Source organism: Ammoniphilus sp. CFH 90114, from assembly GCF_004123195.1.
Lineage (GTDB): Bacteria > Bacillota > Bacilli > Aneurinibacillales > RAOX-1 > YIM-78166.
Window position 1 is genome coordinate 51,272 of sequence record NZ_SDLI01000011.1, and the last position, 14,027, is coordinate 65,298.

The following is a 14,027-nucleotide window of genomic DNA, read 5'->3' on the forward strand; positions in this document are numbered from 1 at the left end:
ATAGACTCCTCCTTCCCTAGTTGTAATGGATCTTCTTATCCAATCCGAAAAATTGAAAAGCGGCCAGCAGCAACAGTAATACCACCATCACGATCGTTAAAGCCGATGCCATGCCCTGGTCCCAAAACGAAAAAGCTGTTTCAAAAATATAGTACAACAGCAAATTGCTAGCGTTATCAGGTCCACCCTTGGTCATGATGACTAAGTGATCGACCAGCTTAAAGGAATTGGTGACGGCAATCACCATGACGAATAACGTCGTCGGCATGAGCAGGGGAAAGGTCACCCGGCGAAACACCGTCCAAGGTTTCGCTCCGTCCATGGAGGCCGACTCATACATCTCTTCCGAGATATTCTGCAGACCAGCTAAATAAAAGATCATAAAATAGCCTGCTTCCTTCCAGATCACCATGATGACCATCGCCCACATTACAAACGTCTGATCGCCTAACCAATTAATTTGTCCCTGTCCAAGCCACTGTAAAAGTTGGCTGATTGCTCCATACTCAGGGGTGTAAATAAACAACCAAATGTTAGCCACGGCAATCATCGGCACGACCGTAGGATAAAAGAAAGCCGTCCGAACAAACCCTTTTCCCCGTAACACTTTATTAGCAAACAAAGCCATCCCCAAAGCTAAAGCCATACTCGTAGGCACGGTGCCTAGGGCAAACCACAAGTTATTTTTAAGCACCTTCCAAAACACATCATCTTCCATCATCCGTTGGTAGTTTTCCATCCCGATAAAAAACGGCTCTGGGGAACCCAGATCCGCTTGGTAAAAGCTGAGGACCAGTGTCTTCAGCACGGGATAAAAGGTAAACAGGATAAGGAAGATCAGGGAAGGAAGAAGCAATAACCAAGCATAGATGTTGGTTTTCCCCATCTTCTCTCCTCCTTTACTTATTAAATGGAGCTAATACTTTGTCCGCTTCCTCTTGAGCCTTCTTAAGGGCTGCCGCAGGTTCCGACTGACCCGTTACAGCAGATTGCAGGGCATCGTTGAAGGCCTTGCTCACTTTTCCGTTATTGTGTGTGGATAACTCTGCATGGGCAAATTCCAATTGATCACGAGCAACCGCTGCAGCTGGGAATTCCGTGACATATTGCTTCATCTTGTCCGTTTCGTAAGCAGATTTACGCGTAGCCACGTAGCCCGTATCAATACTCCATTGTGCAGCACGCTCAGGCTCGGTCATCCACCGAATAAATTTCCAGCTTGCTTCTTGCTTGCTTTCATCGATCCCTTTAAACATATAGAAATTCCCGCCGCCTGTTGGACTTCCAAAATTCTGCTTCGCTGGCAAATACGCCACTCCGAAATCAAACTTGGCATTGCTCTTGACATTCGTTAAGTTACCTGTTGTATGATACATCATCGCCGTTTTTCCTTCTAAGAAGTCAGAAGGAACGGTCGCCCACTCAATGACCCCTTCCGGCATCACTTGATGCTTCTTCGCTAAATCGACCCAAAGCTGAAGAGCTTCTACATTTTCAGGGGTTTCAAAGTAGACTTTCTTTCCGTCTTCCGACATGAGGTTTTTTCCGTTTTGCAGAGCAAAAGCCTGGAACATCCAGTAAGGGAACCCAGACGTCGGAATCTCTACTCCCCAGCGTCCATCCTTTTTCAATTTCTTGGAGTACTCTACGAGCTCGTCCCAATTTTGCGGGGGCTTCTCGGGGTCAAGTCCTACTTCACGGAAAGCGTCTTTATTGTAGTAAAGAACGATCGTGCTTCGTTGGAACGGAATGCTATAGGTCTTTCCTTCTGTTTGCGAGTTGGCCATAAAGCCTGGATAAAAGTCATTGATATACTCGCTTCCGCCATCTTTTGCAATAAAATCATCTAGTGGAAGAACCGCATCCATATCGAGCATGGTAAAGAGTTCGGTAGACAGCATAACTGCTACATCAGGAGGGTTTTTCCCTTGTACGGCAGCTTGAATTTTCGTAGTCGTGTCCTGATAGCTTCCTGTATAGACAGGCTTCACCTGGATGTTGGGATGCTCCTGATTGAATTGTTCAGCCATGTCATCCACGATTTTCGTTAAAGGTCCACCCACTGCAACTGGATAAAAGAAGGTTAAATCTACTTTTTCCTCTTGTTTCGGTGCTGTCGCCTCTGCCTGAACTGGCTTAGCTTGATCCTGCGGGCTGGACGTCGGCGCCGAGGAGCAGCCTGCAGCCAGGGCTAAACTACTTACACTTAAAAGCATATTCCTCCACATTTTACGCATATTGTTCCCTCTCCCCTATGTAGGTGTATGTATTTTCAAAGGGCAGACGCTTCCCTGATTCTTGATCAAAGAGAAGCATCTGCTCCGCTTTCAACTGGACATGGATTTCATCCCCACGCCTTAAGTTCCACTGACCGTTCCATTTCGCTTTCCACCGTTGATCGTCCACTTGAAACTCTACGATCGTCTCAGAACCAAGTAATTCCACACTCTGAACCGTAACTAGCCATTTCTCGTCCCCTGTTGCACTCGTGGGAGCTGGTTTCAGAGCTTCAGGGCGAATCCCTAAGATCACCGATTTTCCTCGATCCACGCAGGGAGCCAAACGAATGGGGATCATTTTTCGTTGACCATCCAGTATGACTTCGACTCCCCGATCATGAACCAGACCCTTCACGGTATTCATCGGTGGAGCGCCCATAAATTGGGCTACAAACAAATTGGCCGGATCATTGTACACTTCTAAAGGATGTCCGATCTGCTGGACTTCACCGTCACGCATCACCATCATTCGATCGCCCATCGTCATGGCTTCGACCTGGTCATGAGTAACATAAATCATCGTAATCCCAAGTTCTTGCTGAAGTCGGCGTATTTCCGTCCGCATCTGCCCTCGAAGCTTAGCATCTAAATTAGATAAAGGCTCGTCCATTAGACAGATGGGATGTTGACTCACAATCGCTCGTCCTAACGCCACCCTTTGTCTCTGACCACCTGAGAGCTCTTTGGGTTTTCGATTCAGCAGCTGTCCAATTCCCAACATCTCCGCAGCATGATCTAATCTTTTCTTCTGTTCCTTTTTAACCACTCTGCGGACCTGCAATCCAAACAAAATATTGTCTTTTACTGTTAGATGCGGGTACAGGGCATAATTTTGAAAAACCATGGATATATTCCGTCCACTCGGGGGGATACCATTCATTCTTTTCCCATCGATGATCAGGTCACCTGAAGTGATTTCTTCAAGCCCTGCGATCATACGAAGAGTTGTCGACTTTCCACAGCCCGAAGGCCCGACCATGACGAAGAATTCTCCTCGTTCAATGGTGACCCCGACGTGACTTACCACCTGCTGTTGGCCGTAGCTCTTGCCGACATTCCGTAATTCAAGTTGGGCCACTTCCCTTCCCTCCTTTAAGTTGGCACACCGCAATACTTTCTCATCTTATCAACGGAGGGTAAAGCCACTATGGAATAAATGTAAAGATTTGGTTAATGTTTATGTATTCCAACACACAAAAAGAAAGGCGACTTTAACGTCTGCCATACAAAACTTAAAAAATCATATTTCGCCTATCTACAAGTTCACGAAACCATTCCTCATCCTTTGTATCTAGAGCCAAGTCAATAAGCGAGTCTAAACCCTGCAACTGACTTAGGATGTACGGCGGCAGTTTATCAATATGCCGATATTCAACCGGGAACCCGTCCCTCTTCCTTTTTAGAAAGGTTTCCTCCGAGATCTGCTTAGGCTCTCCCCAGCGGTCTGAGCCCACTAAGTACTCCTGCCTGTAATAAAATCGTCTCTCTTTATAGATTTCACAAATGTATTTGATTTTCTTGAAATCGTTCAGGTGGTGCTCCCTCAAGTTGTCATCTCCCCTCTGTGCCTTCTTGTTTCTATCAATATATTCAGCAAGAGGGTGGCTGGTTCTCCTGTTATACAGCCCTTATTCACGGAATTGAGGATGGTAGAAAAGTCCATTTTCTATTAGAATAGATCTATATTATGGAATAGCGGGGAAACTAGAAGAATGATTCATTTAACCTATCGATGTGATTTTTGCGGGGCGCATACCGTACATATGTTTATTTCGCAATACGGAAACTATATTTGTTCATGTTGTATCCAGGATAAACGAAATCAGGACCGCTTCGATACCCTGGACGAGGATCATGACAATGTTACTTATGAGGGTAAATAAAGCATGTTAGACTCCTTATTTTTGATCCTGATCGGAACGTTAGCTGGTTTATCCGGCTCCTTAGTAGGTCTAGGCGGAGGATTCATCATCATTCCCTTTTTGGTGTATTTCTTCCCCTTAAGTCCTCAGCTTATTGTTGGGACTTCAATGGCCGTCCTGTTTATTAACTCCTTGTCTAGTACCCTTGCTTATGTAAAACAAAAGCGAGTCGATGTACAAAGCGGCACTTGGTTCGCCATCGCCATGATCCCAGGATCTATTATGGGAGCCATCTTAACAAAACTCATTCTTACAGGGGAAATATTTCACCAGGTCTTCGGTCTGTTTGTGTTAGCTGTATCTATTTTTATCTTTGTTAACCCCAATCGACCTGTTCAACTGCCTTTTCGCCATAGCGTGAATCGACACTTTATAGATTCGACTGGAAGTGAGTTCCACTACTCTTATTCTAGAGGATTTGCCCTTATGGTGAGTTTTGTTACAGGGTTTCTTTCCTCCTTCTTAGGAATTGGCGGCGGCTCCATTATGGTTCCTACCATGGCGCTGATGCTCAACTTTCCTCCGCATGTCGCCACGGCTACCTCCATGTATACGATTCTTATCTCTTCTTTCAGCGGTACTCTTTCTCATGGAGTGCTAGGTCACATTAAGTGGGAATACGTCCTATTCTTAAGTCCGGGAGCTTTCTTGGGTGGGCAGTTGGGGGCTAAGCTAGCTTCGAAGCTTCCTTCTAAGATCTTAATGTACATACTTGGGGGGACCATGATTCTCATTGCATTAAGAATGATGTTGCATCTGTAATACCTTATTAGGGCAGAAGGAACAAGCGCCGGCTATTTTTTTTGCCCGTGCTTGTGCATCACAACCTTCCAGTTGTTTACTTCATGCCCTAGCTTCTCCATCAGGTCTAGAATCATGGCCGTAGACTTTAAATCCAAGCAATCCCATTGTTTCAAATGCTCTTTAATATCAAACTCTCTATCATTTCTAGTAGATCCTCTAGTCATCACGAACCACCTCATAGGAATATCTTACTATTCCATTATAAGGTATTATTCGTTCTTTTAAAAGAACAATTTGTTCATTTTTTCGTTAACAAAAACTCTAAAGTCTCTCTGACAAACCACTCCGGATCTTCCACCTGCGGAGAATGTCCTACGCCAGGATGAGTGATCAGCTTCCCGTCTTTAAAGCATTCGATGGTCCGCTTCATATCCTCTAGTGAAATCAGTACATCCTGCTCTCCAAAGAGAAGTAATGTAGGCTTCGCGAATGTAGCTGCCCATTCCGAATAATCAATAGTTCCGAGCGACTGGGCATTCGGTATGGCTGTATGCGTACTGTTCCAAGCATCTTCAACCAGATCCAAGAATAACGGAGTATGGGCTCCCTTGGGCACCACAGCGGTTAAAGCGGACTTGAGCAATTCACGATTCGTGGAATACTGCTCAATGATCTGATATTTATCCTCGGAAGTAACAAAGCCATCCGCGGGAGCTGGGTTAAGCAAGATTAACTTATCCACTTGATCTGGGATTTTTGAAGCGACATCCATGGCGATGACTCCACCCATGGAATGACCGACAAGTGAAAAGTGGGAGATTCCCATTTGTTTGATAAAGGAGACTACATCCTCCCCATATTGCGGTACCGAGTAGCCATCCGTTGGTTTTTCTGACTGCCCACAACCTCTTAAATCCACCATATAAACCGTGAAGTGGCTAGCCAGCTCCTCTTTCACAAGATTCCACCATTGCTTGCTTCCCAGGTTGCCGTGGATGAGAAGAAGAGTATTTTCTCCTTCCCCCCACTTTTCATAGGACATGGAAAATCCATTTACCTGCAATCGGTTCATACTTTAGCCTCCTCCGTATGTAAGACATGATGAATGTACGCTATAGCTTCCTGTAAGGTATTGGCTTGAATGTCTTCATCGCCTTGAACATGGGTAACCTTAATCCTCCAGTGCCCCGCCCGTTCGTCCTCTGGTTTATAGAACCGAAGCACAAACGATACCATTTGCTGTATCCCCATTTATTTTCCTCCTCTTGCTGCCCATTTCTCTTGGATCGTACCGACAATCCCTTTTGGGAAGAACATTACAATTAAAATGTAAATGATTCCAAAGAGAATGAGCCATCTTTCAAAAATCCAATGAACTTTGGCTAGCTCCGTTAACGAATCATGAGCATATTGGATAATGACCGATCCCAGTAACGGTCCAAAGAGCGTTCCCACGCCTCCCACAATGGTCATAAGCAATGCATCTACGGTTTTATCGACGGCAAAAACCGATGTATTCACGAATTTAATCGACAAAGCGTACATGATCCCTGCTAAAGAAGCCGATACACCAGCTACAATGTTTGGCAATGATTTTGTAATGGACGACTTGATAGCCCAGCGATTCTGTCCGCTGCTCATTTTCTCGTACGGCTACCAACACTTTCCCTACCGGAGATTCTATGAATCTTTTAAGAAGAAGATACATCACAACCATAAAGATACAAGCGACATAGTAAAACGTCAGTCTGTCGCTGAGCAGCTTCGGAATCGCAAAGGTAAATCCATCATTTCCTTGGGTCAGCGTTCTCCATTTTTCTGCTACAATGAAGAACAACTCAGCAAACGCAAGGGTTATCATCGCGTAAAAGGTTGCCTTCAAACGCAGCGAGAGGAACCCGATAAACAAACTGATGATAAAGGCCAAACCAACCGTAACTAGTACCGCCACCAAGAGAACGCCGAAGGTATTATCCCATTGCTTCATCATGATGGCTGTAGCATAGGAGCCCAAACCAAAGAACATAGCATGCCCAAACGAGATGATTCCCGTATATCCAAGCAGGATGTCATAGGACATGGCAAATACGCCAAGGATAAACATCTGAGAGACCATGATCATCGTACTGCGAGAGTCAAAGATAAGGGGAAAAGCCAGCATTCCAGCTAGGATGACAAGTTGGGTGGCTAATGAACGATTCCATAGCATCTTTTTGTCTAATGTGGACCGAAAAACCTTTGCCTCTGTTTTCATTCTCTTCTCACCCCTTTACCCCAAATAAACCCGATGGTTTGATTAATAGCACGATTGCCATTAAGAGCACATTCACAGCCAGTGTTCCCTCAGGGAAGTAGTAGGCCATAAACGCACCGGATAATCCAACTAATACGCCAGCTAAAGCCGAACCTTTAATGCTCCCCATTCCTCCGATCACCACCACAATAAAGGCCAGTAGCATATTTTCCATACCAATAGATGGGTTGATCGAACCCGAGTAAGGCCCCATCAAGACACCACCCAAGGCTGCCAAGCCCGCTCCAAACATAAAGACGAGAGCAAACACTTTCTTGATATTAATGCCAAGCGCTTGCACCATTTCCTTATTCATCACCCCCGCTCGAACGATTAGTCCAATCTTCGTACGATTCATGACGTATTCTAATCCAATAAGAACGAGTAATCCTACCAGGATGATAAATACACGGTACTTAATGATGATCAACTCGCCAACTTGCCAGCTCCCATCCAAGTAAGAGGGTACAGGCATCGTATGCTGGTTAGGTCCCCAGAATACTTTGAGCAACTCGCTGAGAACTAACATCGCCCCCATCGTGATTAAAATTTGTTGAATATGATTGCCGTAAACGGGTCTAATAATAAACCGCTCCATCATAAAGCCAAGTAAGATTCCAATCAAAACGCCGCAGAGGATTCCCACGATAAAATTGCCTGATATCAGATAAAACCACGCTCCCGCATACGCGCCCCAGGCAAATAATCCACCATGAGCAAAGTTCAAGACATCCATCAAGCCAAAAATCAGGGTAAGTCCCGCTGCCAACAAAAAGATCAACATCCCGGTTGCCAATCCATTGACACCAAGGGTCAGAATTAAGTCCATGTCTTCTCTCCTCTCTCTAGGCGATGCCTAGGTATTGTTTCTTCAATTGTTCGTTCTGCTTAAGATCTCTCATCGTTCCCGAATGGACCGTGTGCCCGTCATCAATAATATAGTAGGTATCGCCAACTCCACTGGCCATGATAAAGTTTTGTTCTACCAATACCACGGTCGTCTTTTCTTTGATTTGATTGATCGAGTCCATCACCTTCTCAACCACAATCGGTGCAAGCCCTTTGCTCGGTTCATCAATAAGCAGCAGCTCATTATTGTTCACATACGCTCTCGCAATAGCCAACATCTGCTTCTGGCCACCACTTAAATGACCGCCTTTCTTCTTCCAGTACGTCTTCAAGTCCGGAAAAAGCTCTAATATGTACTCAAGACTGGCTAGTGTTCTCTCATCTTCTTTTTGCATGGCCACTTTCATATTTTCTTCCACGGTCAGATCACCAAAGATGGACTGATCCTCCGGAACGTATCCGATTCCCTTCTTGGCGATCGTGTAGGTCGGAAGAGCACCAATTTCCTCACCTTTAAATAGGATGTTTCCTTTGCTAATGGAGTTCAACCCCATAATTGAGCGAAGAGTCGTTGTTTTTCCTGCCCCGTTTCGCCCAAGCAGTACGGTCACACCGCCTTGCTGAACTTCAAACGAAACCCCTTGCAAAATATGATACTGTCCGATATACGTTTCGATTTGATTTACTTTAAGAAGCGTCGTCATACAATCCTCCCAAATACGCCGTTTGCACCAGATGATTGTTCATGATCTCTTCCGGTGTTCCATCTGCAAGTAATTTCCCATTAAAAAGGACTGTTAAGGAATCTGACAGGTCGAGCACCATGTCCATCTTATGTTCAATAAGAATAATCGTTCGATCCTTCTTTTCCTTAATCTTTTGGATTACCTCAAGGATAGCCGGAACTTCTTCCAAAGACATTCCCGCAGTAGGCTCATCAAATAACAAAATTTCAGATTCTAAAGCAAGCAGCATGGCAATTTCTAGCTTTCTCTTCTCCCCATGAGCTAGATTTTTAGCTAAATGATCTGCCTTCTTCTCTAGTAAAACCGTTTCCAAGAGATGATAGGACTTCTCTTCAAACGACTTAAACCGCTTAAAATGAGAAAAGAAATTATACAAGATACCTGCCTGAGCTTGCACGGCTAGCCTTACATTTTCCATCACGGTTAGTTGAGGGAACACGTTGCTAATCTGAAAGGATCTCCCAATCCCCTTCCTCGCCCTTTCTGCTGGAGAAAGCTTCGTAACATCTTGCCCCTTAAAAAGCACTTGCCCCATCGTTGGCTTCAGCTGCCCGCTTAATAGATTAAAAAACGTCGTCTTCCCAGCACCATTCGGACCAATAATAGACTTGAACTGATAAGCTGGAACCTGAAGTGAAACTTGATTGACGGCTGTATGCCCACCAAACGAGATGGTCAGATCCTTGGTTTCAAGAATTATCGAATTCGAACTCATCGACTCACCTGCTTTTCATTTTTCGATTTAGTTAATGTTATCTTAACGAGTGATGGTTACATATAAGTTACAGCATAGGAGTAGGGTTGTAATAGGTGAGTTGAGTTGCCTCTGAGAGGCTTTGTCGAAAGGGTACTATAGTATTTACTCAGATTTTTTAAATAAAATTGTGGATGTTGAAAAAGGAGAAGTGTCTTGGGTCATCGATTTCATGTGTCGGTTCTCTTGTCGAGTGGCTCAAGTAGTATATACTAGATTTTTTAAACAACATTGTGGATGAGAAATAAAGTGAAAGGTCCGGTTGGACAGAAGTGTTAACAATAGTTTCAAACACCTTAAGCTGCTGCTATATTTTTCACACTATCATAAGTTTGTCCAAGGGAAATAGAACATGCTTGAAGAAGGAGTTTGCTCATTACCTCAAGAGGTTCTACCCTAAAGTCCGACTTATTCTTATGAACAAATCTAAACCAAGAAACGTATCTATCTAGATATTTACGGCCAATCCCAATAAACCATCCGATCCATATTGTAAAAGGTCTCTGCTCATACTCATAGACTTTATATGTTGGGGGATAAAAGTAAACCCAAATATACCCTTGGTTATCTTCAGGATACGTAACCTTTTGATGACGGGGTGATTTTAGCTGATCAATTTTATCAAGTGCATGAATAATCTTATGTCGCCAATAAAAAAGCGTAACATAAGAGACTCCAACCTTCATAGCGGAGAACTGCAAGGAGGATCCGTCCATCAAACATTCTAGGAACTTAATCCATTTATGAGGAAAATGGGTACCATGAAGAGGGGTGTTCGTAAAATCATTGAAAGTTCTTAAGCAGGCTTTGCATTTATATCGTTGACGGTCACGATATTTTCCATAGCGGACAACAGAGGAGCTCTCACAGTGGGGGCAACAAGGGGCTGCTTGCTTTTTTTCTTTCACTTGACCAAGTAACTGGCGGCAAGATGGTTCATCGGTAAAGCGGTGTGCGAATTCAAGCAGGCGATTTTTCTTCAAAATGACACCTCCACATTTAAGAACATTTGTTCTTATTATAACTTATTTTCTTCCCCACTAACATCCACAATTTTCTATAAAAAATCCCGCATAACTACTATGGGTCCCTCCCTCCGCCAAAAATAAATAAGCCTGATAACGAATCAGGCTTAAGCTAGTTTCAAAGGCTCAGAATAAAGAATATTCCGGTGAAGCTGCTGGGTTAAGGAAGAGGGGCGTATCCCTAGCTCCTCCTTCAGCTTTTCTTCACACTTGTGATAATACTTGATAGCAAGTGTCCGGTTGTTCATCATCGCATAGCTATACATGATAAGACGATAGGCTTCTTCCGCGCATGGATCTGTTTGGATAATCTTTTCACAGCAAGCAATCACTTCATCATAATCCTCGAATTGAACATACAGATTGGCTAAGCGTTCCGCCGCACGCAAATAAAGCACACGCAGCCTTTCCTTCTCTTCAATAGACCAATCTTCATAGCGGCATTCCGGGAGGTAGTCCCCTTTGTAAAGCTCCATAGCTTTTCTAAGACAGTCCTTCGCAGAAACAGCATGCTTGTGGTCCAGCCCTTTCTGGACAAGAATCTCAAACTCTTCCGAATCCAACCGGTAACCCGACGCTAAATTTAATCCATAAGAAGAACCGTGGCGTTGAATGTAGAAAGGATTGGATCTGGCCTTCCTGCCAGGCTCCAGAGCTTTATTCAAAGCATTTAAAGCAACTTTGAAATCTCGCCCTGCCACTTCTTCATCAGTCTCTCCCCAAAGCAAGTGATAGATCTCTTCTTTAGGAAGCAGGTGTTTCCGACGGGTAATGAGTAGTTGAAACAACTGCTTCGCCTTATCGCGTTGCCAACCTTTTTCATCAATCTCCACATCGCCGAGCCAGACACGGAACTGCCCAAGCGTTTCAACGCGCAACGTGTAGCCTGGATGAGAAGAGACCTTTTCCAAACCCATCTCTTGAAGAAGATGATTGACATAACCCGACTTGACCTTACGTTTTTGAGCTTCAAGTAACATGGGCGCCATTTTTTGAATATCCTTTGGACTAAACAAGGTACGTCTATGTAGCAAAAACAGATAATCCCCGACCTGCATCCGCTCCAAAAATTGTTGAATATGATGCGTAAATCCGTCCCACTCGCCCATAGAGTAATCCACATAGCTTAGCCATAAAAGAGTGACGGTACAGCCAAAGGAATCTCCCACTTCAACAAAACGTTGGAACGTCTGAAGTAAGAGCTCTTTACCCTTTTCCCATTCTGACGAAGCTGCATACGAAACCCCCAGACAAAGCGAAACGAGAGTAGAAAACCAATGATCCTGTGCCGCTTCACTCTCCTGAAAAGCAGCCTCCCCATATTGAATCGCGAGCTCTAGATTTCCCTCAAGGCCATGAAGAACACACAGCCCCATGAGCGGCTCGGCTTTTCCACGAGGAATTTGTACATCCTCCATTAAATTCAAAGCGTTATTATAACATTGCTGAATCGTCTCTAAAGAATAGGAATTCGTATGGATAAGAGAAGCGTGGCCTAACCTCATCCACCCTACTGCCTCGACAAAAGGAGATTTTGCCTCCGTCCCTTGTAAAAGCCCTTTTTCCGCATAACGCTTTGCATCCTCGGATTGACCTAAAAAAGAAGATACGATGGATAAAAGCAAAGAAGTTTCCCGGTGAGAATTGGACAACCGATAATGTCCCGCATCCTCCTGCTGCAGCTTACGTTCAAGAAGGCTTTTACAATTTTGCAATCGACCCGTCCTTAAATAGAACCTCGCTTGAAGTTCACTTTCCTCCGTACCTCTCGGCAACTTCTCAATCTCTTTAAACCAAAACTCGGCTTCCTCCGGCTTCCCCTTATTAATGAGATTTTCCGCAATAAGATGAATCACCCTGGCCTTCTGGCCTGACGAGGAATCCCCCAAAAGCGTGATGGCCTCACGCAGCAAATGGTCTGCTTTCCCTGGTTGGATCGTATCTAAGTAAACCTTGGCCTGCCCTTCCAAACCTCGAACCTGCCCCGTAACATCCCCTAACTTCTGTGCACATTCATAAGACCTCACATAATCTTCAATGGCATCTTGATAGTTGCAGCGATAGCGATGGATTTCTCCTTTATAAAACCACAAAGCATAATAGTCATCCATCACACGCTCTGGAATCACCTTGAGCAACTCGGTAAAGCTTTCAAACTCGCCGTTCAACACCTTGGTCTCTCCGAATTGACTCAGCAACTCCCCCATTTCGGGATAAGCTCGGATGATCCGATAGTGATAGATCGCTTGATTATACAGTCCTTTCAGCTTGTAAAAATGGGCGGCCTTTCGATGAAGCCACTCATATTGATCATTCTTCTTTAGAAGCTGCTGTTGCAGAAATTCCCGGAACAAAGCATGATATCGATATTCACCTGAACCAAGATACGTAATAAAGGTATGGCGCTGAACCAGCTTTTGCAAAAAATCTCCGGCATCGGGAATGCCCAAGAGAAACTGCGCTGCTTCCTCATTAAGCTCCGTGAGAATGGACGAACGAATTAAAAAACTCTGCGTCTCCAAAGATTGTTTAGACAGCACCTCAAGAGCCATAAAGTGAAATAAATCGTCCATCTCCCCTTGACTCTCCAATAAAGAAGCCAAATCTGCCCCTTCGCGAAGCTGCTGCCAAATCATATTTAAAGAAATCGCCCACCCTTCCGTCTTCTGAAACAGTAATTTTAGCTCTGAAGCGGGAATATCTAGCTCGAATTGATCCTGGAACAACACTTCAATCTCATCCATTTGAAAAGAAAGATCCTTTTGACCAATTTCTAAAATAAGATTCTTCAGCTTCATGGAGTATAAAAAGTCCCAATCTGGCTTGATCCGGCTCGACAAGACAAGATGAACGTGCTGCGGCAAATTCTGTACAAACAGCTTCATCCACTCGGTAATAAGATGAGAATGAGCCGTATAATGAAAATCATCTATGATCATAATAAAAGGTTCTTGTGAAATTAAATAAAACTCGTTAAGAATTAAACGGGAAAAATAATTCAATTCTTCATGATTGAAATACCAATCCCCCTGATTCAGATTCCGCAGAAGTTCCTCCCCAAATGCAGGGAACTGAGTACGCACCGAATGAATCAAATGAATTAGAAACGGAAACATATCATCATCATGTTCCGAAACACTATACCAGCACACAGGCAACTTCGCATCCCTAGCCAAAAGGCTAAGAGCCGTACTCTTTCCATAACCCGGTCCAGAATAAAGAAGAGTGAGAGAATAACCAAGGGTAGACCTCAGTTTTCTCTCTAAATCTACTCTTCGTAAAATATTCGACTTTACTAGAGGCGGCGTCAACTTCGACATCAATACCGGGCTTCTCCAATTCATAACTAACCTCCAGGCCAAAAGTGAACATAAATGTAAAAAAAGGATATTGCTTCCATCATAAAACCTCTCCG

The 14,027-nt window shown here is 44.2% G+C and carries 14 protein-coding genes and 1 pseudogene; 1 reads left to right on the plus strand and 14 read right to left on the minus strand.

What is annotated here, in order from left to right; translation table 11 throughout:
- Window positions 1-16 precede the first annotated feature (16 nt).
- From EIZ39_RS20705 to EIZ39_RS20720, 4 genes are all read right to left on the minus strand, one after another.
- Entirely contained in the window at window positions 17-886 is an 870-nt protein-coding gene (locus EIZ39_RS20705; RefSeq protein ID WP_129202413.1) for a carbohydrate ABC transporter permease, read from the minus strand.
- 13 nt (window positions 887-899) lie between these two features.
- Window positions 900-2,237, minus strand: a complete 1,338-nt coding sequence (locus EIZ39_RS20710) for an ABC transporter substrate-binding protein (RefSeq protein ID WP_129202415.1) — start codon at window positions 2,235-2,237, stop codon at window positions 900-902.
- On the minus strand, window positions 2,230-3,357 hold the full coding sequence (locus tag EIZ39_RS20715; protein ID WP_129202417.1) for an ABC transporter ATP-binding protein: 1,128 nt from the start codon (window positions 3,355-3,357) through the stop codon (window positions 2,230-2,232). Before EIZ39_RS20715 ends, EIZ39_RS20710 begins: the two co-directional genes overlap by 8 nt.
- Window positions 3,358-3,511: 154 nt before the next feature.
- Window positions 3,512-3,826, minus strand: coding sequence for an IDEAL domain-containing protein (locus tag EIZ39_RS20720; protein WP_164985214.1), 315 nt, complete (start codon window positions 3,824-3,826; stop codon window positions 3,512-3,514).
- A 339-nt stretch (window positions 3,827-4,165) separates the two neighbouring features.
- Between EIZ39_RS20720 and EIZ39_RS20725 the strand changes: the two genes are divergently transcribed.
- On the plus strand, window positions 4,166-4,963 hold the full coding sequence (locus EIZ39_RS20725; RefSeq protein WP_129202421.1) for a sulfite exporter TauE/SafE family protein: 798 nt from the start codon (window positions 4,166-4,168) through the stop codon (window positions 4,961-4,963).
- Between the two features lie 32 nt (window positions 4,964-4,995).
- On the opposite strand, the gene EIZ39_RS26825 is transcribed toward EIZ39_RS20725, so the two are convergent.
- The 10 genes and pseudogenes from EIZ39_RS26825 to EIZ39_RS20765 form a co-directional block, all read right to left on the minus strand.
- A complete protein-coding gene (locus EIZ39_RS26825; protein ID WP_164985215.1) occupies window positions 4,996-5,169 on the minus strand; it encodes a hypothetical protein in 174 nt (57 codons plus the stop codon).
- Window positions 5,170-5,243: 74 nt separating this feature from the next.
- Complete coding sequence (locus EIZ39_RS20730; protein ID WP_129202423.1) at window positions 5,244-6,017, minus strand: alpha/beta fold hydrolase; 774 nt, start codon at window positions 6,015-6,017, stop codon at window positions 5,244-5,246.
- Window positions 6,014-6,196 (minus strand): hypothetical protein, encoded by a 183-nt coding sequence (locus EIZ39_RS20735; RefSeq protein ID WP_129202425.1) that lies wholly within the window; start codon window positions 6,194-6,196, stop codon window positions 6,014-6,016. Before EIZ39_RS20735 ends, EIZ39_RS20730 begins: the two co-directional genes overlap by 4 nt.
- Window positions 6,197-6,490 carry an ABC transporter permease subunit gene (locus EIZ39_RS27590; protein WP_255434019.1) on the minus strand — a complete coding sequence of 98 codons (294 nt, stop codon included), beginning with the start codon at window positions 6,488-6,490 and terminating at the stop codon, window positions 6,197-6,199.
- On the minus strand, window positions 6,471-7,199 hold the full coding sequence (locus EIZ39_RS27595; RefSeq protein ID WP_255434020.1) for a branched-chain amino acid ABC transporter permease: 729 nt from the start codon (window positions 7,197-7,199) through the stop codon (window positions 6,471-6,473). Before EIZ39_RS27595 ends, EIZ39_RS27590 begins: the two co-directional genes overlap by 20 nt.
- Window positions 7,200-7,206: 7 nt before the next feature.
- Window positions 7,207-8,067, minus strand: coding sequence for a branched-chain amino acid ABC transporter permease (locus EIZ39_RS20745; RefSeq protein ID WP_129202427.1), 861 nt, complete (start codon window positions 8,065-8,067; stop codon window positions 7,207-7,209).
- Between the two features lie 16 nt (window positions 8,068-8,083).
- Window positions 8,084-8,791 carry an ABC transporter ATP-binding protein gene (locus EIZ39_RS20750; RefSeq protein ID WP_129202429.1) on the minus strand — a complete coding sequence of 236 codons (708 nt, stop codon included), beginning with the start codon at window positions 8,789-8,791 and terminating at the stop codon, window positions 8,084-8,086.
- A complete protein-coding gene (locus EIZ39_RS20755; RefSeq protein WP_129202431.1) occupies window positions 8,775-9,548 on the minus strand; it encodes an ABC transporter ATP-binding protein in 774 nt (257 codons plus the stop codon). The genes EIZ39_RS20750 and EIZ39_RS20755 overlap by 17 nt, the downstream gene beginning before the upstream one ends.
- 784 nt (window positions 9,549-10,332) lie before the next feature.
- A pseudogene (locus EIZ39_RS27890) lies at window positions 10,333-10,465 on the minus strand (transposase); the annotation flags it as partial.
- Between the two features lie 254 nt (window positions 10,466-10,719).
- Window positions 10,720-13,956: an AfsR/SARP family transcriptional regulator gene (locus EIZ39_RS20765; RefSeq protein ID WP_129202435.1), complete on the minus strand. Its 3,237-nt coding sequence runs from the start codon at window positions 13,954-13,956 to the stop codon at window positions 10,720-10,722.
- Window positions 13,957-14,027: the final 71 nt, after the last annotated feature.